Consider the following 23,457-nt stretch of genomic DNA (forward strand, 5'->3'; position numbering starts at 1 on the left):
CCTCAGGGAGCGGGGGTTGGCCGCGCCCTCCGCAAGCTCCGGGCGCTCCTCAGGGAGCGGGGGTTGGCCGCGCCCTCCGCAAGCTCCGGGCGCTCCTCAGGGAGCGGGGGTTGGCCGCGCCTCCGCAAGCTCCGGGCGCTCCTCGGGGAGCGGGGGTTGGCCGCGCCCTCCGCAAGCTCCGGGCGCTCCTCAGGGAGCGGGGGTGAAGCTCGCTCCTGGTGAGCGGTGATTGGCCCTCGTCAAAGAGCAGGGTCGGCCCGAAGGGTCAGTCGAAGCTGGTGATCGCGGGGGCCGGGGGCAGGGTGACGACCGCGCCCGCGTAGCTCAGGCCGGCACCGAAGCCGAGGAGCAGCGCGGTCTGCCCGCCCCTGGCCTTGCCGGTGGCGAGCATCTCCTCCATGGCGAGCGGGATGGAGGCCGCCGAGGTGTTCCCGGTGTTCTCGATGTCGTTCGCCATCGGCAGGTCGTCGGGGAAGCCGAGGTTCTTCTTCATCAGGTCGTTGATGCGGGCGTTGGCCTGGTGGGGCACGAAGACTTCGATGTCCTCCACGCCGACGCCGGAGGTCTCCAGCACGGTGGCGAGGGCCCGGGGCAGGGTGACGGCCGCCCAGCGGAACACCTTGGGTCCCGCCATCGTCACCACCATGCGACCGACCGGGTCGGTCTCGGGGTCTTTGTCCTGGTAGGCCTGCGCGCGGTCCATGTACTCGGGGATGTCCCAGTTCTGGCCGATCGCCTCGGCGTTCTCGCCGTCGCTGCCCCAGACGGTCGGGGAGATGCCGTTGTCCGCGCTCGGCCCGACGACCACGGCCCCGGCTCCGTCGCCGAAGATGAAGGCGGTGTTGCGGTCGGTGGGATCCATGACCACCGACATGGTCTCGACGCCGACGAGCAGGACGTACTCGGCGCTCCCGGCGCGGACGGTGTCGGCCGCGACGCCGAGTCCGTAGCCGAAGCCGCCGCACCCGGCGGCGACGTCGAAGGCGGGGATGCCGTTCAGCCCGATGTCGGAGGCGACGATCGGGCCACCGTGCGGGATCTTGGTCTTCCAACTGTTGGTGGCGAGGATCAGCGCACCGATCTTCTCCTTCGCCACCCCGGAGTTCGCGATCGCCCGCTCGGCGGCCGCGGCGGCCATCGAACGCGCCGACTCGTCGCCGCTGATCCAACGGCGGTTGCGGATGCCGCTCCGCTCGAAAATCCACTCGTCGGAGGAATCGAGGACCTGGCAGACCTCGTCGTTGCTGACCAGGCGTCGCGGACGGTAGGCGCCGATGCCGAGCATCGAGACGTTCTGGTGTCCGGTCTTCACCGAGAGGTTGACCACTGTTGCCGATCCCTTCGCATTGCCCGCCGCAGCGATTCTACGGCCGCGCGGCCGCCGAATTCGGTGTCCTCACCAGGCGTGCACGGTGTTCTGCGCGGACTCCAGATCCTGTCCGAGCAATAGTTCGACGGCGTCGCAACCGTTGGCGATGAGGAGTTCGACCTCGCTGCGAGCCGAGGACGGAAACGGTTTCAACACGAAATCGGCGGGATCCTGCCGGCCGGGTGGCCGGCCGATGCCGATGCGCACGCGCAGATAGTCGCGCGTACCGAGTGCCTGACTGAGCGACCGCAGCCCGTTGTGGCCGCCCTCGCCGCCGCCCCGTTTGAGGCGGACGGCGCCGAAGTCGATGTCGAGTTCGTCGTGGACGACGATCAGGTCGTCAGTCGTGACCGAGTAGAACTTGGCGAGCGGGCCGATCTGACGGCCGGACTCGTTCATGTAGGTGCGGGGTTTGGCCACGAGTACCGACTGGCCGCCGAGGCGTACCTCGGCGACCTCGGCGCCGGACTTCTTGTGCACCTTCCAGCGCTCGCCGGCCGAGGCGACGAGGCCGTCGGCGACCATCGCGCCGACGTTGTGCCTCGTCTTCTCGTACTTGGACCCGGGGTTGCCGAGTCCGACAATGAGTTTCACCACTTACGCAGTTTCACCACCCGAGCCGGGCAGTCCGGGGTCGGGTTACTCCGACTCCGCAGCGGCTTCCTCGGTCGCCTCGCCCTCGGCGTCGCCCTCGGCTGCTGCGGCGTCTGCCGAGCCGTCGGCGTCGGACTCGGTGGCGGCGAGCTGCGCCTCGGTGACCGACACGATGAGGGGCTCGGGATCGGCGGTGAGGGTCACACCCTCGGGCAGGTCCAGATCAGAGGCGTGCACGGACAGGCCGATCTCGGCGCCCTCCACGCTGACGACGATCTGCTCGGGGATCGACAGGGCGTCGGCCTCGACCTCGACGACGCTGGCGTCCTGGACGACGAGGGTGCCCGGGGCGGCGTCGCCCTCGACGATGATCGCGATCTCGACGGTGACCTTCTCGCCACGACGGACGATCAGCAGATCGGCGTGCTCGATGTAGTTGCGGATCGGGTGGACGTCGACCTGCTTGGTGAGCGCGAGCTGGCTGGAACCCTCGATGTCGAGGTCGATGACGGCGTTGAGGCCGCTGTTACGCAGGATGGCGGCGAACTCACGGGCCGGGAGGTGCAGGTGCTGGGGGTCGGTCCCGTGGCCGTACAGCACGGCGGGGACCTTGCCCTCGCGACGCGCGCGGCGGGCCGCGCCCTTGCCCTTCTCGGTACGGGTGCTGACGGACAGCTTGCTGGTCTGGGTGGCCATGACGGTCTCCTCGCGATCGGTGGGTACGTTCTGTCGGCGTCGCGACGAGCAACACCGGGCACGAGTTCCGACCGCGGGCGTTCCATTCGCCCGAAGGGCGTGAGGAAGACCTGCGATGGCCGCGCCGATCACGGTGACTGGGTCACCCTCGCCGAGACAACGGCGATCAGAGTAGTCGATGACCTGCCGGGATGTCACATCGCCCGCTCGGTTCGCCGCGCTGGGGAATACTTGTCAGCCATGACCTCACAGACGCCGATCGAGATCGTGACGACCCTGCTGGACGAGTTCGCGCGGGGCGACGTGCCCGCCGCGCTGGAGACCATCGACGACGACATCGCCTACACGAACGTCTCGCTGCCGACGATCCGCGGGAAGCGGAAGGTGGCCGGTGTCCTGGGCGGGGTCGCGCGCAAGGAGTCGGTGGGCTTCAACTACCGGATGATCAACGTGTCCGCCGACGACACCGGCGTGGTGTTGACCGAGCGCGTCGACGAACTCCGGTTCGGGCGGCTGCATCTCCAGTTCTGGGTCTGCGGGCGGTTCGAGGTACGGGAGGGCCGGATCACGGTGTGGCGCGACTACTTCGACTACTTCGACATGACCAAGGCGCTCGCGCGGGGCGTCGCGGCGTTGGCCGTGCCGTCGGTGCAGCGGCCGCTGCCCGCGCCGGCCGTGCCGGCCTGACCTGAGCGCTGCCCCGCCCTGGAGTCAGAGGATCTCGTCGAGCTTCTCGATGGGCCGGGGGATGCGAGTGCCCTTGTCGGTCACCACGATCGGACGTTCGACGAGGATCGGGTGCTCGACCATGGCGTCGAGGATCTGCTCGTCGGTGGCCGATGCGAGATCGAGCTCCTTGTAGAGGCCCTCGCGTTTGCGGACGGCTTGCGCAGGTGTGATCCCGGCGTCGGCGAACAGTTCGACGAGTTGTTCGCGGCTGTACGGCTCGTCGAGATACTTCACGACTGCCGGCTCGATCCCGGCGTCGCGCAGGGCCTGCAACGCCTTCCGCGAGGTCGAACACTTCGGGTTGTGATAGATGGTCGCGTCCACGGGTGACACGGTACCCGGCGGATCTCCGCCTGCTCCTGACGAGCGGCCGGAGCTTGCGGAGGGCGCGTCACCCCCGCTCCCTGAGGAGCGGCCGGAGCTTGCGGAGGGCGCGTCACCCCCGCTCCCTGAGGAGCGGCCGGAGCTTGCGGAGGGCGCGTCACCCCCCGCTCCCTGAGGAGTGGCCGGAGCTTGCGGAGGGCGCGTCACGAAGGGTCAGGCGACGTCATCTCGCCAGTACCCTTCGTGACGCTCGCAAGCTCGCTCCTCAGGGAGCGGTAGTAGGGCTCGCTCCAACACAACGGGTTCTTTCGGAGTCCACGACGGCCGCGAGGCCGCAGATGTTGAGGTGCGAGCGCAGCGAGCCGCGAAGGGTCAGGCGATTCCGTCGAAGAGGCTTGTGACAGAACCGTTCTCGAAGACCTCGCGGATCGTCTGCGCGAGCAGCGGTGCGATGGAGAGGACGGTGAGGTTCTCGAAGCGCTTCTCGGCCGGAATCGGCAGGGTGTCGGTGGCGATGACCTCCTTGGCGCCGCAGGACGCGAGACGCTCGGCCGCGGGATCGGAGAACACGCCGTGGGTGGTGGCGATGATGACGTCGCCCGCGCCGGCGTCCTTGAGGACCCGCACGGCGCCGGCAATGGTGCCACCGGTGTCGATCATGTCGTCGATGAGGATGCAGGTGCGTCCCTCGACCTCGCCCACCACGCGATTGGACTTGACCTGGTTGGGCACGAGCGGGTCACGCGTCTTGTGGATGAACGCCAGCGGCGCGCCACCGAGGGTGTCGGCCCACTTCTCGGCGACACGCACGCGACCGGAGTCGGGGGAGACCACGGCGATGTTGTCGGTGCCGTACTTGCCCCGGATGTACTCGGCGAGCTGTCCCTGCGCGTGCATGTGGTCGACGGGGCCGTCGAAGAAGCCCTGGATCTGGTCGGTGTGCAGGTCGACGGTGATGATCCGGTCGGCGCCCGCGGTCTTGAGCAGATCGGCGATGAGGCGGGCGGAGATCGGTTCACGTCCGCGGTGCTTCTTGTCCTGGCGGGCGTAGGGGTAGAACGGCAGGATCACGCTGATGCGCTTCGCCGAGCCGCGCTTGAGGGCGTCGATCATGATGAGCGCCTCCATGACCCACTGGTTCAGTGGGTAGGGGCAGCTCTGCAGGACGAAGGCGTCCGATCCGCGGACCGAGTCCTCGAAACGAACGAACAGTTCGCCGTTGGCGAAGTCGCGGGCGGTCTGCGGGGTGACCTTGATGCCCAGTTCATCGGCGACTGCTTCGGCGAGTTCGGGATGGGCACGACCAGAGAACAGCATCAGGTTCTTCTGGTTGTCAGTGGTCCAGGTCATGAAAACTCTTCTGTTCGTGTCGTTTCGGATCTGCAGGGTCGAGCGCGGGTCGGGTGTCAGGCCGTCCCGGGGTTCTTGTCGCGTGCCTCGAGGGCCGCGCGCGCCGCCGCGGTGTCGGGCCGCTTGCGCACGACCCAGTCCTCGATGACGCGTTGTTCGCCCGCCGAGACCGCGAGGGCTCCCGGCGGTACATCTTGCCGCACCACGGTTCCGGCGCCGGTGTATGCCCCGTCGCCGACGCTGACCGGCGCGACGAACATGTTGTCCGAGCCGGTGCGGCAGTGGTCGCCGATCACGGTGCGGTGCTTGGCAACCCCGTCGTAGTTGACGAAGACGCTCGACGCGCCGATGTTGGAGTGCTCGCCGATGGTGGCGTCGCCGACGTAGGTGAGGTGCGGGATCTTGGACCCGTCGCCGATGGTCGCGTTCTTGGTCTCGACGAAGGTGCCGATCTTGCCCGCGTCCCCGAGGGTCGTGCCCGGTCGCAGGTAGGCGAAGGGCCCGACAGTGGCCTCGGCGCCGATGACCGCCTGACTGCCGTGCGTGCGGATCACCTGCGCGCCGGGTCCGACGGTGACGTCGGTGAGAGTGGTGTCGGGTCCGATCACGGCGTCGGCGGCGATGTGCGTGCGTCCGTGCAGCTGTGTGCCGGGCGCGATGTGCGCGTCGGGCTCGATGGTGACGTCGGTGTCGATCCAGGTGGTGGCGGGGTCGACGACGGTCACCCCGTCGAGCTGATGACGACGGATGATGCGGCGGTTGAGTTCGGCGCCCAGGGCGGCGAGTTGGGCACGGTCGTTGCAGCCGGCCACGAGCACCGGATCGGCGACGGTGTGTCCGCGGACGGCCCGTCCCTCGCCGCGGGCGATCTCGACGATGTCGGTGAGGTAGTACTCGCCCTGCACGTTGTCCGTCGACAGCTTCGACAACCCGTCGCGCAGCGCAGCGGCGTCGAAGGCGTACACGCCGGCGTTGACCTCGGTGATCGCGCGCTGCTCCGGGGAGGCGTCCTTGTGTTCGACGATCGCGGTGACGGCGTCCCCGTCGCGGATGATGCGTCCGTATCCGGTCGGGTCGTCGGCGACGAAGCTCGTCAGTGTGACCGCGGCCCCGCCGTCGGCGAGATGGGTGTCGATGAGCGCGCGCAGGGTGTCGGCGTCGAGGAGGGGGACGTCGGCAGCGGTGACGACGACGGTGCCGCCGAAGTCGTCGGGGAGTCCGCCGAGTCCCACCCGGGCGGCGTCACCGGTCCCGCGGGGCGCGTCCTGTTCGGCGATCCCGATCTCGACGCCGAGGCCTGCCCCGATCTCGCCGATGGCAGCCGAGACCCGTTCGCGTTCGTGGCTGACGACGGCGATGAGATGCTCGGGGTCGATGCCCGCGGTCCCGTGGAGCGCGTGGCCGACGAGCGAGCGGCCGCCGATGGTGTGCAGGATCTTCGGGGTCTTGGACTTCATGCGGGTACCGGCACCCGCGGCCAGGACGATCACGGCCACGGACGGCGACGTTCCCGTCATCGAATGCCCACCCTCTTCCTGATCGGTGACTGCCCACGATCATGTCTGTCCGACGGCGCCGGCGGGGGTCGCTGACCGGGTTCGCGGTCGCACGTCGGGTGCGATCCTACGCATCGGTACCCGATGGCAGAAATGCAGCGCGCTGTTTGTGGCGAAACCTCGCGACCGGGCCTGATAGAACACATAGGGACCGCAACGCCGAGCGATCAATCGGTAGATCATTGCCGTTGTCGCTGACGGAACAGGGTGGGTGCGGGGGAACCAACCATGCGCGCCGGAGTTGTCCGGCTCGCGAAACGACCACACGGAGGTAGTGCATGAGTACGCAGAAGACGGCGATCGTCACCGGGGCCGCACGGGGGATCGGTGCGGCGGTGGCCAGGCGCCTGGCCGACGACGGGCTCGCGGTGGCCGTCCTGGACCTCGACGCCGACGCCTGCGCCGACACCGTCAAGGCGATCACCGACGCCGGTGGCAAGGCCATCGCGGTCGGTGCCGACGTCGCCGACGAGGCCTCGGTGAACGCCGCGGTCGACAAGGTCGTCGCCGAACTCGGAAAGCCGACGGTCGTCGTGAACAACGCCGGCATCACCCGCGACAACCTGCTGTTCAAGATGACCGTCGATGACTGGGATGCCGTCATGGCCGTGCACCTGCGGGGCGCGTTCAACGTCACCAAGGCCGTCCAGAAGTACATGGTCGAGGCGGAGTGGGGACGCATCGTCAACCTGTCGAGCACCTCGGCACTCGGCAACCGGGGACAGGTCAACTACTCGGCGGCCAAGGCCGGCATGCAGGGCTTCACCAAGACCCTCGCGATCGAGCTGGGCCGGTTCGGCGTGACCGCCAACGCCATCGCGCCCGGATTCATCGAGACCGAGATGACCGCCGCCACCGCCGAGCGCATCGGCGTGCCCTTCGAGGACTTCAAGCGCGCCGCCGCCGGCCAGATCCCGGTGAACCGCGTCGGTGTGCCCGAGGACATCGCCCACACCGCGTCCTTCTTCATCAGCGAAGGTGCCGGCTTCGTGTCGGGGCAGGTCGTCTACGTGGCCGGCGGCCCCAAGGACTGATTCCCCAGACCTCGTTCCGGCGACCTCGGTCGACGCCGCCGGAACGAGGTCGCGCCGACGTGAGTGCCCGCGGGCTGTGGCACAATCGTCAGCGCAGTGATCCGCCATGGTGTAATCGGCAACACTCCTGATTTTGGTTCAGGCATTCTAGGTTCGAGTCCTGGTGGCGGAGCTCGTGAGTCGGGCCGCGGTCGCGGCCCGGAACGTTCCACGACGAGCGCCGATGGCCGGCGACGGTCATCCCGCCGGGCGCGCCAGCCCCAGATTGTCCCGCAGCGTCGATCCCTCGTGGTCGGTGCGATACACGCCCAGCTCCTGCAGCAGCGGCACCACCTCGTCGACGAACCGGTCGAGCCCGCCGGGCACGATGTGGGGCACCAGGATGAAACCGTCGGCGACGTCGGCCTGCACGAAATCGTTGATCGTGTGCGCGATCGTCTGAGGCGAGCCGACGAACGACTGGCGCCCGGTCACCTCGATGATGAGTTCACGCGTCGTCAGGTTCTTTGCCTCGGCCAGGTCGCGCCATTCGCGTGCCACGGCGACCGGGTCACGGTGCATGCGCACGCTCGCGCGTCCCTTCGCGACCGTGTTCTCGCCCGGGATCGGATCCACCTGCGGCAGCGGACCGTCGGGGTCGTGGTCGGACAGATCCCGATTCCACAGCTGTTCCAGGAACTTGATCGCCGTCTGCCCGCTGACCTGTTGCAGGCGCACCTCGTGGGCGAGTTCGGCTGCCTGCGCGTCGGTGTCGCCGACGACGAAGGTGGCGGCGGGCAGCACCAGGAGCTGGTCGGGGCGTCGTCCGTATGCGGCGAGTCGTCGTTTGACGTCGGTGTAGAACGCCCGGCCGGCGTCGTAGGTGGCGTGCCGGGAGAAGATGGCGTCGGCGGTCGCGGCCGCGAACTCCCGGCCCTCGTCGGAGTCCCCGGCCTGGAAGACGACCGGCCCCCTGTGGCGGACGGGGCGTCGGATAATCTCCGCGGATGTCGAATCGCGAACTGGGGACGTCGAATTCACCCGCCTCGAGGCGTGCCAGGAATCGGCCGTTCTCGGCATCGGCGACGACGTCATCGTCGCGCCATGAGTCCAGAGCGTCGCGGCGGCGGTGAGGAATTCCTTCGCGCGTGCGTACCGCCGGTCCTCGGGCAGATGGCCGCCACGGCGGAAGTTCTCGCCGGTGAACTCGTCCCATGAGGTCACCACATTCCAGGCCGCACGTCCGGCGGACAGGTGATCGAGGGTGGCGAATTGCCGTGCGACGTCGGCGGGTTCGTTGAAGGTCGGTGATGGTGCCGGTCACGCCGAGGTGGGTGGTGACCGCGGCCAGCGCGGACAACACGGTGAAGGTGTCCGGTCGCCCGACCACGTCGAGGTCGTAGATCAGCCCGTTCTGCTCGCGGAGCCGTAGTCCTTCGGCTTTGGTCATGCGACACCGGCCTTTCCAGTGGCGAAACGATTGGACGGGCGCGCCAGGCCGAGGTGCCCGCGCAGCGTCGAATGGCTGTACTCATCGCGGAACAGGTTGCGGCGCCGGAGTTCCGGTACGAGCTCACGGGTGATCGCGCGCAGGTCGTCGGACAAAGCGGCCGGGTGCAGCCGTATCCCGCTGACCCCTGCCACCGCGGCCCAGCGCTCGATCTCGTCGGCGAGCCCGACCGGGGTGCCGGCGAAGACCGCGCTGTCGGGAGTGAACGGTCCACCGGCCCAGTCGTCGAGCTGAGCCCGACGCTCATCGGCCTCCGCCTGCGATGCGGCGAGCACGACGAACAGGTCGACGAACAGGAGCGCTGGATCGGTGATCTCGCGACCGGCGTCGGAGTGTGCGCTGCCCACGGCGTCCACCGCGCGCACGGCGTCGTCGACGTGACTGGACCTGGGTCTCGGTCGTTCCGCGCAGCGTCGCACCGAGTTGGCGACCGCCGACCGGAAATCCGCACCCCGCGAGCCGGCACCCCGACAGCCCGACGAGGTCGTCGACGGCCTGCTCATACCGTCGCCGTTCCCCGTCGAGTCGATCCTCAACGCACCGCGGGTCGTCGCCGCGTTCGACGCCTCGCAGTTCGACGGTGCGTCGCCGCCGGACTTCGACGATGCCGTCGGTGATGTCCTGGCGCTCCTGACGGGCGGGTTCAGTCACCGCGACGTCGAACTGACCGCGGTGCCGGGGCAGGGCGCCGACGTGGCGGTCTGGATTTTCGGGAGCAGCAGGGGGCAGAGCGCCCAGACCGCAGGTGCGCGCGGGTTGCCGTTCGTCGCCAATTATCACGTCAGCCCGAGCACGGTCCTGGAGGCCGTCGAGGCATACCGAAGTGCGTTCCGGCCGTCGCCGGTCCTGGCCGAGCCGTATGTGTGCCGTGTCAGGGTCCGGGTACGGTTGCGCGCCGGCTCCGCTGCGGATGCCGTAGCCGTGCGGTCGATTCATCCGCGGCGACAACGACATCCGCGGAGACGACCGTTGAGGGCGCTGTTCACCGGCATCCGGCGTCGCATCGACGTGGACCTACTCGCCGTGTGTGCGGCGCTGCATCCGGAGGCACCGCCCCTGGGTCTCCCGCTGGAGTCAGCAAGAACGGTCGGCCGCGGAAAGGTCTCGTAGCCGGCTCCCGGTGGCACCATGAGGTTCTCCGGTGACGACGGTCGTCGCCGACGAGCAGCCACGAGGAACGCCCACCATGTACGAGACCCCGGATGAACTCCACGAACTGCAGACCCTTCTCGACGCGTCCCTGTCCCGATCGACTGATCATCTGCGGTCCATCATCAGCAACGAGAACACGGTCTCCGCACCGCAATTGGTCGAGATCCTGACGGGCATGCGTGTCCTCGCGCTCTCGACCGTGACCGCAGCGGGCGAGCCGAGGATCAGCGCCGTCGACGGGCATTTCCTGCACGGGAAGTGGGTCTTCGGCACGGCGCGCACTGCTGCGAAGGCTCGGCACCTCGCCGCCCGTCCGGCCGCCAGCGCGGCTCACATCCAGGGCGAGGAGCTCGGGGTGTTCACGCACGGGACGGTCGAGATCCTCAACCCGCTCGACGGCGACCGCGCCGACGACTGGCCCGAATTGGTGGCCCACTTCAAGAAGACCTACGGCGACGATGCGTTCGACTGGGACGTCGAGGTCATCTACTTCCGCCTGCACCCGCATTGGATGACGGTCTACGCACCGAACCAGTCTCAGTGACTGTGAGTCGACGTCAGTCGACCGGGACGATGAAGCCTTCCTTCACGAGCCAGTCGTAGGCGACGTCGGAGGGGTCGGCGCCGTCGATGTCGATGAGTCCGTTGAGTTCCTGCATGAGCTCGTCGGTGAGTTTCGCCGACACCGGAGCCATGAGTTCGGCGATTTCCGGGTTCGCGTCGTTGACGCCGGTGCTCACCACGAGGCAGCCGCTGTAGGGCAGGAAGAACTTCTTGTCGTCTTCCAGGACGACGAGGTCGAGGTTCTTGATCCGGCCGTCGGTGGAGTAGACCATGCCGAAGTTGCAGGGTTCGCTCCGTGCGGTCGAGGTGTAGACGACGCCGGAGTCCATGGTCGTCACGTTGCTCTTGGGCACGCCGCCGGGGGCGTCGAGCGGGATGTCGTAGGCCTCCAGCATGGGGATGAATCCATCGGCGCGCGAGAGGAACTCGTCGTTGATGCAGAACGTCCGCTCGGATTCGGGCAGCTTCGCGATGTCGGACATCTTGGTGACGTTCAACCGCTCGGCCGTCGGCGCCGAGGCGGCGAAGGCGTAGGTGTTGTTGAACGACGAGGGCGGGAGCCACTCGACGCCGTTGGCGCGTTCGGCGTCGCGGACGCGCTCGTACAGCTGCTGCGGATCCGCGATGGTCTCCATCTCGCCGAGATAGGTCTGCCAGGCGGTGCCCGTGTACTCCCACACGATGTCGGCGTCACCGTTGAGCAGCGCTTGCCGCGAGGACATCGAACCCGGTGCGTTGGTGAGGTCGTCGACGTCGGCCCCGGCCGCTGCCAGATAGGTCGCGGTGATCTTGCCGAGCAGGACCTGTTCGGTGAAGTTCTTCGACGTCACGGCGACCGACGTACCCTCCAGCGGACGTTCACCGCCGGGAAGGGAAGCGGGACGGAAGGTTCCGGACGAACTCACCAGACCACACGCCGACAGCGTCATCACCATTGCTGCCGATGCGGCCAGGATTGCGAGTGCCCGGGAGCGCAGCGAGCGGGCCGAATGTGACCGGCGCCGGGAGCGCAGCGAGCGGGCCGAATGTGACCGGCGCCGGGAGCGCAGCGAGCGGGCCGACTGCGACCGTGTCATCATGCGATCCCCCGTGGTGTCGCGACGAGTTCGACGAGGCGACCGAGCCAGTCGATCGTCATGGCGAGCAGGGCGACCAGGATCGCGCCCGAGACCAGCAGCTTGGGCAGGAACAGCGTGATGCCGGTGGTGATGAGCGTGCCGAGGCTGTTCGCGCCGATGAACGTGCTGAGGGTGGCGGTGCCGACCAGGATCACCAGTGCGGTCCGCACCCCGTTGAGGATGACGGGTACGGCGAGCGGGAGTTCGACCTGGACGAGGGTGCGGACGGCGGACAGGCCGATGCCCCGGGATGCCTCGACGGTCCGTTGATCGACCTGACGCAGTCCGACGATGGTGTTCTGCAGGATCGGGAGCACCGCGTAGACGACCAGGCCGACGACGGCTGTGTTGAACCCGGTGCCGAGCCAGAATGTGAAGAGCACCAGCAAGCCGATCGCCGGCGCCGCCTGTCCGATGTTGGCGATGTTCACCGCGATCGGGTTGAGCCACCGGAGCGACGGTCGGGTGAGCGCGATACCCAGTGGGATCGCGATCACGACGACGATGACGGTGGCGACGAGAGTCAGTTGGATGTGATCGAGGATGGTGGCGCGCAGCGCGGCCCACGACATCGACGCGCTCTCGGTGGTGGTGAACGTGGTGTTCGCGTACCAGATGGCGAAACCCACGCCGACGACCACGATCACGAGCGGTTCGAACCACACGTCGATGGGGATACGGGAGAGCCGTCGTCGAAAGCCGCTCGGGACCCTCTCCGGGGCAGGCGGTTTCGCGGTCTGGGTGATCCTCGCCTCTTCGGCGATGAAACCCGTCACCGCTCGGCGCTCGTCTCGGGTGTGCCCACCGATGCCGTGCCAGAACCGACGCCGGGCTCCAGGCCGGGCTCGTCGTCGGCCGCGACGACCGGGGTCTCGACGGGAGCCGAACCCTCGGCGTGGTCGAGATAGCCGCCGTGGTCGTCGTCTTCCCGCACCGTCGCGAGTTGGCCGCGGATCGCTTCCATCACCGAGGCGATGTTCAGCGCACCGACGACCGCGCCGCGTCCGTCGGTGACGAGCACACCACCCTGGCTCGTCGCGAGCATCGAGTCGAGAGCGTCGTTCAGTGTGGAGGACTTGGCCACGACGGGGAGGCGATGGTCGAGGTAGTCGGAGACCTCCGGCTTGGCGCGGATCTCCTCGACCGACGGCCATGCGCGTGGTCGGCCGTGTTGGTCGACGACGGCGACCCAGTCCTCGCCGGCCGCCTTCGCGCGGGTCACCACGGCGCCGGACGGTTCTCCGACCCGGGCGGTGATCACCTCTTTGAAGTCGACATCGCGGACGCGGGTGAGGGTCAGGTGGGCGAGAGTCGCACCCGATCCCACGAACTCCTCGACGAACGGGCTCGCCGGGTTGGCCAGGATCTCCTCCGGCGGCGCGAATTGTTCGATGTGCCCGCCCTCGGAGAGGATCAGCACCTTGTCGCCGAGTTTGGTCGCCTCCTCGAAGTCGTGGGTGACGATGACGATGGTCTTGGCCAGCTCGTGCTGGATCGCGATCAGCTTGTCCTGCAGGCGTGCTCGGGTGATCGGATCGACGGCGCCGAACGGCTCGTCCATCAGCAGCACCGGGGGATCGGCGGCGAGGGCGCGTGCGACGCCGACCCGCTGCTGCTGGCCGCCGGACATGTCCTTGGGGAGCCGGTCGGCGAAGGTCGCGGCGTCGAGTCCGACGAGGTCGAGCAGGTAATCGGTGCGCTCGGCGATACGTTTCTTGTCCCAGTTGAGAATTCGCGGGATGGCGCCGATGTTCTTGCTCACCGACCAGTGCGGGAAGAGTCCGCCGGACTGGATGACGTAACCGATGGACTGCCGCAGCTTGTCCGGGTTCTCCGCGGTGACATCGCGTCCGCCGATGTAGATGCGTCCCTCGGTGGGTTCGATGAGACGGTTGATCATCTTCAGCGTCGTCGTCTTGCCGCATCCGGACGGGCCGACGAAGGCGACGATGTCACCGGCGTCGATCTCCAGGTCGAGCCGTGCGACAGCCGGCGTGGTGGTTCCTCGGTAACGCTTCGCCACGCCGTCGAGGCGGATGGACTCCCCGGTGACGTTGCGGTTGTTGCCGTTCGGCGCGGACGAGGTGGCGGAGTCGGTCATGAGAGTCCCTTGGAGATGGTGAGTCGGCCGAGCAGAACCAGGAGAGCGTCGAAGACGAGGGCGATGATGACGATCAGGATCGTTCCGGCGAGCGCCATTTCGAGCGCATTGGCACCGCCGAGGCGGGAAAGCCCGTTGAAGATCAGCGATCCCAGGCCGGGTCCGAGGACGTAGGCGACGATCGCGGCGACACCGACGATCATCTGGGTCGACACGCGGATGCCGGTCAGGATCACCGGCCAGGCGATCGGCAACTCGACGGTGAGCAGGATGCGCCACCTCGGAAGTCCGATGCCGCGGGCGGATTCGACCACGGCCGGCGGCACGGACCGTAGGCCGACGACCGCGTTGCCGATCACCGGCAGCGTGGCGAAGAAGGCGAGCATCAGAAACGACGGCGTCACACCGAGTCCGAATGGCACGATCAACAGGGCGAGCAGGGCCAGCGACGGAATGGTCAGCGCCACACGGCTCGACGTCAGCGTCAGCGCGCTCGCGAGCGGGAGGCGATAGACCACGGCGGCGATGAGGATCGCCACGGCGGTACCCACGAGAACTGTCTGAAACGACAGCGACGCGTGTTGATAGGTCAGAAAAGTGAGTGATCTTACGTTCTCGCTGAGGTAATCCCACAATTGCACTGTCGGTGTCCCATCCCCGGTGTCCCACCCCCGGTGTCTGCGTCGACATTACGCAGAGTTGAACGAGACTGCCGACATTTGGACCGATCCAGTGTGAGTTTCACGCGGGGTGGGTCGATCTCCGCTCGACGCGGTGCCATCCTGGATGGGTGAGTGAGACTGCGCTGACCAGCTCGGAGGTCGGACCCGACGACGATCGGGCCCACCTGGCCGAGGCCGTGCGTTCCTGGACGCGCATCGTCGCCTGGGTGCTGAGTGTCGGCGGGGCCATCGGTTTCCTCGCGGCGTTCGTGCTGACCGTGGAACGATTCGAGCTGGCCGCCGACCCCGAGTACGTGCCGTCCTGCAACTTCAACCCGGTGCTGAGCTGCGGTTCGGTGATGGCGCAGCCGCAGGCGGCGCTCTTCGGGTTCCCCAACCCTCTCCTCGGGATCGCCGGTTTCGCGATCGCGGTCACCACCGGGATGGCCTTGCTGGCCGGGGCCCGCCTCGCCGGCTGGTACTGGGCGGGGCTGCAGGTCGGGGTCACCGCGGCGATGGTCTTCATCGGGTGGCTGATCTATTCGAGCCTCTACTCGATCGGGGCGCTGTGTCCGTACTGCATGGTCGTCTGGGCGGCCACATTGCCGATCTTCGTCCTCGTCAGCGTGCGCAACGCGCACGCGAGCGGTCTCACCTCGCGGTCACGTGTCGCGCTCGTGCTGGCCCGCAACCACGCCCCCATCCTCGTCGTGGCGGTCGGCCTCGTGATCGTGCTGATCGCGGTGCGGTTCTGGTCGTACTGGTCGAGCCTGTACTGAACCCGACCTCGCGCGACCGCTCGGAATCTCCCGAGATGCACCACTACGCTGGGCCCATGGCTATCGGGCGTCCATCGGAGGGTTCGGCGGAGGTGCAGCGCGCGCCGCGGGCGCGGATGACCGGCGCGCAACGGCGATTGCAGCTCATCGAGGTGGCGCGCGGACTGTTCGCCGAACGGGGTTTCGAGGGCACGTCGATCGAAGAGATCGCACAGCGCGCCGGAGTCTCGAAACCGATCGTCTACGAGCACTTCGGCGGCAAAGAAGGCCTGTACGCGGTGGTCGTCGACCGTGAGATGGAGACCTTGCTGGAGATGGTGACCTCGTCGCTGTCGAAGAACCGGTCGCTCTACCGCATCCAGCAGGTCGCACTCGCGCTGCTGACGTACATGGAGGAGCGCACCGACGGCTTCCGCATCCTGGTCCGCGGCGACAGCACGGCCAGCACGGACGAGACGGCGACCTACTCGAGTCTCCTGAACGACGCGATCAGTCAGGTCGAGCACATCCTGGCCGGGGACTTCGAACGACGCGGCTTCGATCCCGCTCTCGCACCGCTCTACGCCCAGGCGCTCGTCGGGATGGTGTCGGTCACCGCGCAGTGGTGGCTCGACGTCCGCGAACCGTCGAAGGAGGTCGTGGCGGCGCACCTGGTCAATCTGTGCTGGAACGGGCTCACCCGACTCGAACCCGATCCCGAACTCGTCGGGCCCGACTACGTCGAATCGCTCAAGCGGACCACCGTCGACGACGCCTGACCGGGGTCCGTTCACGCACCGGCCCACCGCGGTGCCGCCACCCGAGCCGAGGTGCACGGCACGGGGCCCGGACCGCGTCTATTGTTGATTCACTCTGCGTCCCCCGGCCGGAAGGATCAACCGATGTCGACCCCGCACGGCCGGCCGGCCGCACTCGGCTGAGGCGCCGCGCGTGGAGACCGTCGGCATCTACCTGGTCGTCATCTTCGGATGCGGATTCCTCGCGCGTGTGGCCCGCCTGCCGACCCTGGTCGGCTATCTCGCCGCCGGGTTCATCCTGCACGCACCGGGGATCGACGAACTGCCGATCATCGACACGATGGCCGAACTGGGCGTCACGATCCTGTTGTTCACGATCGGGCTCAAGCTCGACGTGCGGATGCTGCTCCGGCGTGAGGTCGTCATCACCACGGCGGTGAACCTGCTCGTCATCCTCGGTCTCACAATGGGTTTCCTCGGCGTCCTGGGTGCCATCGGGGTGCGGATGCTCGCCGGCGAGGGCTGGGAGACGGTGGCGCTGTTGGGATTTGCGCTGTCCTTCTCGAGCACGGTGTTCGTCGTCCAGGTACTCGACGAGCGGTCGGAGTCGCATTCCCTCTACGGCCGGATCGCCATCGGCGTCCTCGTGCTGCAGGACATCGTCGCCGTCGTCTATCTGACCGCCATGCAGGGCGAGCCGCCGAGCCCCTGGGCGCTGGCCCTGGTGCTGCTGATCCCCGGCGCGTGGATCGTCCGCCGGTTGTGGAACACCCTCGGCCACGGTGAGCTGCAGACGCTGTTCGGGATCGTAATGGCGCTCGTACCCGGTTACTGGCTCTTCGAATCCGTCGGAGTCAAGGGCGATTTCGGCGCGATGATCATCGGCGTCCTCCTCGCTTCGCACCCGCGAGCGGGGGAGCTGTCGCGGACGTTGTTCGGTTTGCGTGAGCTGCTGTTGGTCGGTTTCTTCGTGTCGATCGGTCTGCACGTCACCCCGACGACCGAGACCGTGCTGCTCGGCCTGCTCCTGCTCATCCTGCTGCCGCTCGAGGGAGCGGTCTACACGCTGGTCCTCTCGCTGTTCGGCCTGCGTCGCCGGACGTCGATCCTCACCGGACTCGCCTTGGTCAACTTCTCGGAATTCGGGCTCATCGTTATCGCGACCGGTGTGGGGGCAGGCATCATCGGCGAGGACTGGCTGGTGGTGACATCGGTCGCGGTGGCGGGAAGCTTCGTGTTCTCCACCCTCGTCAATCGACGCGGCACGGGCCTGGTGACCCGGCTGTCGGCGTTCGTCCCGACCACGGCCGCCGCCCGGGCGCACCCCGACGACGCGCCGATCGTCCTGGCGCCGGCGCGTGTTCTCGTCCTCGGGATGGGTCGCGTCGGCCACTCGGTCTACGACCGGCTCACCGACGAATACGGCCTGCCCGTGATCGGCGTGGAGAACGACCCGCTCAAGGCGAGCGAACTGGCCGAGCAGGGTGTCCGGGTACTCGACGCCGACGCCACCGAGACCGACTTCTGGGACCGGGCGGTCGGCGTCGGCGAGCTCGAACTGCTCGTCTTGGCCATGCCCTTCCACGGCTCGAATCTCGTGGCACTCGAACGGATCGAGGAACTCGGCGTCACCGGGACCATCGCCGTCGTCGCGCAGTACGACGACGAACGCGACGAGTTACTCCAGCGAGGGGCCGACGTGGCGTTCCACATCTACGAGGGCACCGGTGTCGGACTGGCCGACGCGGCCGCCGAGGCCGCGGGTCTGGAACGCTGAGCGACGGTTCACCCCGACCCGGTGGCCAGGCCGGTCAGCTGCCCGCGCCGGAAGCGTCGTTGCCGCTCCAGAGGTCCTTCTGCATGTAGACGCAGTCGATCCACTGCTCGGCCTTGTGACCGATGGCGCGCAGACGACCCACCTCGTCGAATCCGAACCGCCGGTGCAGTGCGATCGAGCCCTCACCCCCGGTCGCGGCGATGACCGCGACGATCTGGCGGACGTTGTCCGGGTCGGCGCGGGCGAGCAGCGCGGACATCAACGCGGTGCCGATTCCGCGCCCCCCGTGACCGGGCCGCACGTAGATCGAGTCCTCGGTCGACAGGTCGTAGGCGGGCATCGTCCGGAACGTCCCCAGGTAGGCGTATCCGACGACGTGCTCGACCCCGTCGTCGACCGCGCGGGCCACCACGAACGGCCGGCCCGCAGCGGTGATCGCGGCGTGCTTGGCATGCCACTGCGAGACCGACGGAACCAGGTAGTCGAAGGTCGCGACGGTGTGCTGCACGTAGTGCGCGTAGATGTCCGCGACGGCCTCGCAATCGTCGATCGTCGCGTCGGACACGCGGATCGGGGGCGAGGTCGCGCCGGAGGTGCGGTCGCTCATGCCGATGAGAGTAGGGCAGGGGCGCCGACGGCGAGAACTCCGTCGGGACGAGTCCGCCGACCGGGCAGGGCGGGCCGATCGGCGACCCATACAATCGACGGAGTGTCGACGCTGTCTGCCCTGTCCGGTCTGGCCACACTCGCGTGTGCGGACAAGTCCTTCCGCGAGGTGCACAAGCACCGCGACGAGCGCCGACTGGACATCACCGCGCCGGATGCCGCGCGCCCCTTCCTCGTCTCGTGCCTGGTCACCGATGCGCAGGCGCCGCTGCTGGTCGTGTCGGCCAACGGCCGTGAGGCCGACGATCTGACGGCCGAGCTGGGCGAACTCCTCGACGACGCCGGGGCCGTCGCACAGTTCCCGTCATGGGAGACGCTGCCGCACGAGCGGCTCTCCCCGAGTGCAGACACCGTCGGACAGCGACTGGCCGTGCTGCACCGCCTGGCGAACCCCGGCGACACCCCGCTGCGGGTCGTCGTGACCACTGTTCGCTCGCTCGTCCAGCCGATGGCACCGGGACTCGCCGACGTCGCCACGGTGACCCTGCGTGAGGGCATCGAGATCGACTTCGACGCGCTGCTGTCCCAGTTGGTCGAGATGGCCTACGAGCGCGTCGACATGGTCGGCCGGCGCGGCGAGTTCGCGGTACGCGGCGGCATCCTCGACGTCTTCCCGACGACCGCCGATCATCCAGTGCGCGTGGAATTCTGGGGCGACGAGATCACCGAGATGCGTGCGTTCTCGGTGGCCGACCAGCGCAGCCAGCCCGAGGTCGAGACCAGCGAGGTGCGGATTCACCCGTGTCGTGAACTGCTCCTGACCGAGAAGGTCCGGGCGCGGGCCGCCGATCTCGCGGCCGCCGATCCAGGCGACACGACCATGACCGAGATGCTGAGCAAACTCGCCGAGGGCATCCCGGTGGAGGGGATGGAGGCGCTGATCCCCGCGCTCGTCGACGGCGACATGCAGTTGCTGACCGAGGTGATCCCCGACGGCACCCGGGTCCTCATCCTCGACCCGGAGAAGGTGCGGACCCGGGCCTCGGATCTGTCGAAGACGGGTGCGGAATTCCTCGAGGCATCGTGGACGGCAGCCGCCATGGGCGCCTCGGCGCCGATCGACGGCCGGTCGTCGGAGAGCCTCGGCATCGACCTGCAGGCCAGCGCGTACCGGTCTCTCGACGAGGTGCGGAAGGCGACGCTCGCCGCGGGCCGGCCCTGGTGGACCCTGAGTCCGCTCGCGACCGGCAGCGGTGACGAACTCGAACTGGACCTGGCTCCCGGCCCGGCGCCACGGGGCGACGACCGCGAGATCGCGGCGACGTTCGCGCAGTTGCGCGCCCACGTCTCCGACGGCAAGACGGCGGCGATCGTGGTGGCGGGCAAGGGCACCGCGCAGCGTGTCGGCGAACGACTGTCCGACGCCGAGGTGCCCTACGTGCTCGCCGAACCCGGGCATCGGCCGCAGCCCGGCGAGGTGACCGTGTTCTGCGCGCCGCTGCGTGCCGGAATCGTCTGTCCCGACGCGGGTCTCGTGGTGGTCGCCGAGGCCGACCTCACCGGTACCCGGGTCGCGAACGTCCGGGACGGCCGCCGGCTGCCGGCGAAGCGCCGCAACCAGGTCGACCCGCTCGCCCTGGCCGCCGGCGACCTGGTGGTGCACGACCAGCACGGCATCGGCCGGTTCGTCGAGATGATCGAGCGGACCGTCTCGGGTGCCCGGCGCGAGTACCTCGTCCTGGAGTACGCCTCGAGCAAACGCGGCCAGCCGGCCGATCGGTTGTATGTCCCGATGGACGCACTCGACCAGCTCTCGCGGTACGTCGGCGGCGAACAGCCGTCGCTGTCGAAACTCGGCGGGTCAGACTGGCAGAACACGAAACGCAAGGCGCGCAAGGCTGTTCGCGAGATAGCCGGCGAGCTCGTACAGCTCTATGCCGCCCGCCACGCCGCGCCCGGACACGCATTCGGTCCCGACACCCCGTGGCAGCAGGAAATGGAAGACGCCTTCGACTTCACCGAGACCGTGGATCAGCTCACGGTCATCGCCGAGGTCAAGGCCGACATGGAACGTGCGGTGCCGATGGACCGCGTCGTCGTCGGCGACGTCGGTTACGGCAAGACCGAGATCGCCGTCCGTGCCGCCTTCAAGGCCGTCCAGGACGGCAAGCAGGTCGCGGTCCTGGTCCCGACGACGATTCTCGCGCAACAACATCTGCAGACCTTCACCGAACGGATGAGCGGCTTCCCGGTGCGCGTGCGCGGCCTGTCGCGCTTCACCGATGCCAAGGAGTCACGCGAGATCGCCGAGGCGATGTCGAAGGGCGAGGTCGACGTCGTCATCGGTACCCACCGACTGTTGCAGACCGGGATCGTCTGGAAAGACCTCGGACTCGTGATCGTCGACGAGGAGCAGCGGTTCGGTGTGGAACACAAGGAACACATCAAGTCGCTGCGCACCCATGTCGACGTGCTGACGATGTCGGCCACCCCGATCCCGCGCACGCTGGAGATGTCGATGGCCGGGATCCGCGAGATGTCGACGATCCTGACCCCGCCCGAGGAACGGCACCCGGTGCTCACCTACGTCGGTGCCTACGCGCCCAAGCAGGTCGCCGCCGCCATCCGCCGCGAGCTGTTGCGTGACGGCCAGGTCTTCTACGTGCACAACCGGGTGTCGACCATCGACAAGATGGCCAAGGACATCGCGGCGATGGTCCCGGAGGCGAGAGTTGTTGTCGCACATGGGCAGATGGGCGAGGATCAGCTCGAGCGCACGGTGTCGGGATTCTGGAACCGTGAGTACGACGTGCTGGTCTGTACGACGATCATCGAGACCGGTCTGGACATCTCGAACGCCAACACCCTGATCGTCGACCGCGCCGAGAACCTCGGCCTCTCGCAGCTACATCAGCTGCGCGGTCGCGTCGGTCGCAGCCGCGAACGTGGATACGCCTACCTGCTCTACAGCCCCGACCGGCCGCTGACCGAGACCGCCTACGACCGCCTGGCGACGATCGCGCAGAACAACGAGCTCGGCGCGGGAATGGCGGTGGCGCTGAAGGATCTCGAGTTGCGCGGCGCCGGAAACGTGTTGGGCGCCGAGCAGTCCGGGCACGTCGCGGGCGTCGGCTTCGATCTCTACGTCCGGCTGGTCGGCGAGGCGGTGGAGGCCTACCGCGCGGCCGCGGACGGTAAGCCCGTCGAATCCCGGGAGACGGGCGAGGTGCGCATCGACCTCCCCGTCGACGCGCACATCCCGGTCGAGTACGTCGATTCCGACCGCCTGCGTCTCGAGGCGTACCGCAAGCTCGCGTCGGCGACCGACGACGCCGCGGTCGACTCGGTCCTCGTCGAACTCAACGACCGCTACGGCCCACCGCCGGTGGAGACCACGCGCTTGGCGTCCATCGCCCGGCTGCGCTTGCGATGCCGGGAGCGGGGGATCACCGAGATCGGTCTCGCCGGACAGGGACTGAAGATCTCGCCGCTGTCGCTGCTCGACAGCGAGCAGGTGCGTCTTCGTCGCCTGTACTCGTCGGCCACCTACCGCGCGACGACATCGGTGGTCACGCTGCCCATCCCGCGCACCGGAGGCGTGGGGTCGGCGCGCCTGCGCGACGACGAGCTGATCGAGTATCTGACGACCTTCCTCACCCAACTACGGCCGGACCCTTCGTGACGCGCCCTCCGCAGGCTCCGGGCGCTCCTCAGGGAGCGGGGGTGGCGCGCCCTCCGCAGGCTCCGGGCGCTCCTCAGGGAGCGGGGGTAGCGCGCCCTTCGCAGGCTCCGGGCGCTCCTCAGGGAGCGGGGGTAGCGCGCCCTCCGCAGGCTCCGGGCGCTCCTCAGGGAAGGGCGTACGACGAATGACGGTGGTGCTGCTGGACCCGGCACGGCCAGATCTGATCCCCATCCGGGCACGCTCATGTCTCGCCGGGCCGGTGCAGGTCACCGAGGACGTGCCCGCGGCGATGCTGTGGGAGTTCGACCACGTCGAACCCGTCTTCGACGACGCACCCGTTGATCCGGGATCGGTGCTCGTCAGTACCGATCCCGAACATCCGCTGGTACAGGCGCGAATCGCGCGCGGGGAAGACGTCATCGCGGCGCAGACGGTCTCCGGCATGGCGCTTCTCGAGTCCGTGGCATTGATGGACACATTGCGTCGGAACGGCCCGTGGGAGAGCACCCAGACGCACCACTCGTTGCGGCGTTACCTGCTCGAAGAGGTCTACGAGTTGCTCGACGCCATCGAGGCCGGTGACCCCGTGGAGCTCCGTGAAGAACTCGGCGACCTCCTGCTGCAGGTGCTGTTCCACGCACGGATCGCCGCCGACGATCCGGACGCGCCGTTCGACATCGACGACGTCGCACGGAGTTTCACGTCGAAGGTGACCGGCCGGACCCCCGGTGTGCTTTCCGGCGCCCATTCGGATCTGGAGACCCAGATCCGGGAATGGGAGGAACGCAAGGCGGCCGAGAAGCGCCGCGGCTCGGTGTTCGACGGCGTCGCCACGACCCAGCCCGCTCTCGCCCTGGTGCAGAAGGTCCTCGAACGGCTCACCGCGGCCGGTTATCCCGTCGACACCATCCCCGCGGAGACCCTGACCGTGACGGTCGTCGCCGGCGGCGACAGCGTCGAGGCGCAGGCCCGGGACCGAGCGCTCGCGTTGATGGCCGACGTGCGCGCGGCAGAAGCGCGTGCGGCCGAGCGAGGCGTCACCCTCGACTCGCCCGAGGCCTGGTCGGCCGTACTGGGCGAGAACCCGGCCTGATCATCAAGCGGCGCAGTTGTCGCGTTTCGTTGCGATCCGCGCAAC

At 68.3% G+C, this 23,457-nt stretch carries 21 protein-coding genes, 1 tRNA gene and 1 pseudogene; 10 read left to right on the forward strand and 13 right to left on the reverse strand.

Annotated features, from left to right (window positions below; all coding sequences use genetic code 11):
* Positions 1-265: 265 nt before the first annotated feature.
* The 3 genes from ACFVHY_RS23760 to ACFVHY_RS23770 all read right to left on the reverse strand — a co-directional run bounded on the left by ACFVHY_RS23760 (position 266) and on the right by ACFVHY_RS23770 (position 2,659).
* Positions 266-1,285, reverse strand: coding sequence for a beta-ketoacyl-ACP synthase 3 (locus ACFVHY_RS23760; protein ID WP_390275830.1), 1,020 nt, complete (start codon positions 1,283-1,285; stop codon positions 266-268).
* Positions 1,286-1,396: 111 nt separating this feature from the next.
* The gene (pth, locus tag ACFVHY_RS23765) at positions 1,397-1,963 is read right to left on the reverse strand and encodes an aminoacyl-tRNA hydrolase (RefSeq protein ID WP_058250849.1); all 567 of its coding nucleotides are present in this window, start codon (positions 1,961-1,963) and stop codon (positions 1,397-1,399) included.
* 45 nt (positions 1,964-2,008) lie between these two features.
* Complete coding sequence (locus ACFVHY_RS23770) at positions 2,009-2,659, reverse strand: 50S ribosomal protein L25/general stress protein Ctc (RefSeq protein ID WP_390275817.1); 651 nt, start codon at positions 2,657-2,659, stop codon at positions 2,009-2,011.
* Between the two features lie 240 nt (positions 2,660-2,899).
* Here ACFVHY_RS23770 and ACFVHY_RS23775 point away from each other — a divergent pair, with 240 nt between their 5' ends.
* On the forward strand, positions 2,900-3,346 hold the full coding sequence (locus ACFVHY_RS23775) for a limonene-1,2-epoxide hydrolase family protein (RefSeq protein ID WP_068972242.1): 447 nt from the start codon (positions 2,900-2,902) through the stop codon (positions 3,344-3,346).
* Between the two features lie 24 nt (positions 3,347-3,370).
* Here the strand turns inward: ACFVHY_RS23775 and arsC are convergent, their stop codons facing one another.
* The 3 genes from arsC to glmU form a co-directional block, all read right to left on the reverse strand.
* Positions 3,371-3,712 carry an arsenate reductase (glutaredoxin) gene (arsC, locus tag ACFVHY_RS23780; RefSeq protein WP_390275818.1) on the reverse strand — a complete coding sequence of 114 codons (342 nt, stop codon included), beginning with the start codon at positions 3,710-3,712 and terminating at the stop codon, positions 3,371-3,373.
* A 372-nt stretch (positions 3,713-4,084) separates the two neighbouring features.
* A complete protein-coding gene (locus ACFVHY_RS23785; protein ID WP_004022643.1) occupies positions 4,085-5,062 on the reverse strand; it encodes a ribose-phosphate diphosphokinase in 978 nt (325 codons plus the stop codon).
* Between the two features lie 56 nt (positions 5,063-5,118).
* Complete coding sequence (glmU, locus tag ACFVHY_RS23790) at positions 5,119-6,579, reverse strand: bifunctional UDP-N-acetylglucosamine diphosphorylase/glucosamine-1-phosphate N-acetyltransferase GlmU (RefSeq protein ID WP_390275819.1); 1,461 nt, start codon at positions 6,577-6,579, stop codon at positions 5,119-5,121.
* Positions 6,580-6,896: 317 nt separating this feature from the next.
* Here glmU and fabG point away from each other — a divergent pair, with 317 nt between their 5' ends.
* The gene (fabG, locus tag ACFVHY_RS23795) at positions 6,897-7,652 is read left to right on the forward strand and encodes a 3-oxoacyl-ACP reductase FabG (RefSeq protein WP_390275820.1); all 756 of its coding nucleotides are present in this window, start codon (positions 6,897-6,899) and stop codon (positions 7,650-7,652) included.
* A 100-nt stretch (positions 7,653-7,752) separates the two neighbouring features.
* A tRNA-Gln gene (locus tag ACFVHY_RS23800) sits at positions 7,753-7,824 on the forward strand.
* Between the two features lie 65 nt (positions 7,825-7,889).
* Here ACFVHY_RS23800 and ACFVHY_RS23805 read toward each other — a convergent pair.
* Both ACFVHY_RS23805 and ACFVHY_RS23810 read right to left on the reverse strand, forming a co-directional pair.
* Positions 7,890-8,885, reverse strand: coding sequence for an LLM class flavin-dependent oxidoreductase (locus ACFVHY_RS23805; protein WP_390275831.1), 996 nt, complete (start codon positions 8,883-8,885; stop codon positions 7,890-7,892).
* A gap of 192 nt (positions 8,886-9,077) precedes the next feature.
* Positions 9,078-9,488 (reverse strand): hypothetical protein, encoded by a 411-nt coding sequence (locus tag ACFVHY_RS23810; RefSeq protein ID WP_390275821.1) that lies wholly within the window; start codon positions 9,486-9,488, stop codon positions 9,078-9,080.
* Positions 9,489-9,522: 34 nt separating this feature from the next.
* Between ACFVHY_RS23810 and ACFVHY_RS23815 the strand changes: the two are divergent.
* Positions 9,523-10,005: pseudogene (locus ACFVHY_RS23815) on the forward strand (LLM class flavin-dependent oxidoreductase); the annotation flags it as partial.
* A 322-nt stretch (positions 10,006-10,327) separates the two neighbouring features.
* The gene (locus ACFVHY_RS23820) at positions 10,328-10,837 is read left to right on the forward strand and encodes a pyridoxamine 5'-phosphate oxidase family protein (RefSeq protein WP_390275832.1); all 510 of its coding nucleotides are present in this window, start codon (positions 10,328-10,330) and stop codon (positions 10,835-10,837) included.
* Positions 10,838-10,850: 13 nt separating this feature from the next.
* Here the strand turns inward: ACFVHY_RS23820 and ACFVHY_RS23825 are convergent, their stop codons facing one another.
* The 4 genes from ACFVHY_RS23825 to ACFVHY_RS23840 all read right to left on the reverse strand — a co-directional run bounded on the left by ACFVHY_RS23825 (position 10,851) and on the right by ACFVHY_RS23840 (position 14,717).
* Complete coding sequence (locus ACFVHY_RS23825) at positions 10,851-11,792, reverse strand: glycine betaine ABC transporter substrate-binding protein (protein ID WP_390275833.1); 942 nt, start codon at positions 11,790-11,792, stop codon at positions 10,851-10,853.
* Positions 11,793-11,932: 140 nt separating this feature from the next.
* Entirely contained in the window at positions 11,933-12,751 is an 819-nt protein-coding gene (locus tag ACFVHY_RS23830; RefSeq protein WP_390275822.1) for an ABC transporter permease, read from the reverse strand.
* A complete protein-coding gene (locus ACFVHY_RS23835) occupies positions 12,748-14,076 on the reverse strand; it encodes an ATP-binding cassette domain-containing protein (protein WP_390275823.1) in 1,329 nt (442 codons plus the stop codon). The genes ACFVHY_RS23830 and ACFVHY_RS23835 overlap by 4 nt, the downstream gene beginning before the upstream one ends.
* The gene (locus ACFVHY_RS23840) at positions 14,073-14,717 is read right to left on the reverse strand and encodes an ABC transporter permease (RefSeq protein WP_390275824.1); all 645 of its coding nucleotides are present in this window, start codon (positions 14,715-14,717) and stop codon (positions 14,073-14,075) included. The genes ACFVHY_RS23835 and ACFVHY_RS23840 overlap by 4 nt, the downstream gene beginning before the upstream one ends.
* 149 nt (positions 14,718-14,866) lie before the next feature.
* Between ACFVHY_RS23840 and ACFVHY_RS23845 the strand changes: the two genes are divergently transcribed.
* The 3 genes from ACFVHY_RS23845 (at position 14,867) to ACFVHY_RS23855 (ending at position 18,031) form a co-directional block, all read left to right on the forward strand.
* Entirely contained in the window at positions 14,867-15,517 is a 651-nt protein-coding gene (locus tag ACFVHY_RS23845; protein WP_390275825.1) for a vitamin K epoxide reductase family protein, read from the forward strand.
* 56 nt (positions 15,518-15,573) lie between these two features.
* Complete coding sequence (locus ACFVHY_RS23850; RefSeq protein WP_058250822.1) at positions 15,574-16,275, forward strand: TetR/AcrR family transcriptional regulator; 702 nt, start codon at positions 15,574-15,576, stop codon at positions 16,273-16,275.
* Between the two features lie 172 nt (positions 16,276-16,447).
* Positions 16,448-18,031, forward strand: a complete 1,584-nt coding sequence (locus ACFVHY_RS23855; RefSeq protein ID WP_390275826.1) for a cation:proton antiporter — start codon at positions 16,448-16,450, stop codon at positions 18,029-18,031.
* A 34-nt stretch (positions 18,032-18,065) separates the two neighbouring features.
* Here the strand turns inward: ACFVHY_RS23855 and ACFVHY_RS23860 are convergent, their stop codons facing one another.
* The gene (locus tag ACFVHY_RS23860) at positions 18,066-18,638 is read right to left on the reverse strand and encodes a GNAT family N-acetyltransferase (protein WP_390275827.1); all 573 of its coding nucleotides are present in this window, start codon (positions 18,636-18,638) and stop codon (positions 18,066-18,068) included.
* 102 nt (positions 18,639-18,740) lie between these two features.
* Between ACFVHY_RS23860 and mfd the strand changes: the two genes are divergently transcribed.
* Together mfd and ACFVHY_RS23870 are read left to right on the forward strand one after the other, a co-directional pair.
* Complete coding sequence (mfd, locus tag ACFVHY_RS23865) at positions 18,741-22,319, forward strand: transcription-repair coupling factor (RefSeq protein ID WP_390275828.1); 3,579 nt, start codon at positions 18,741-18,743, stop codon at positions 22,317-22,319.
* 184 nt (positions 22,320-22,503) lie between these two features.
* Positions 22,504-23,412 (forward strand): MazG family protein, encoded by a 909-nt coding sequence (locus ACFVHY_RS23870; RefSeq protein ID WP_390275829.1) that lies wholly within the window; start codon positions 22,504-22,506, stop codon positions 23,410-23,412.
* Positions 23,413-23,457: the final 45 nt, after the last annotated feature.

The sequence above is a fragment of the Gordonia sp. NPDC127522 genome, assembly GCF_042672305.1.
In the GTDB taxonomy this organism is placed as follows: domain Bacteria; phylum Actinomycetota; class Actinomycetes; order Mycobacteriales; family Mycobacteriaceae; genus Gordonia; species Gordonia hongkongensis.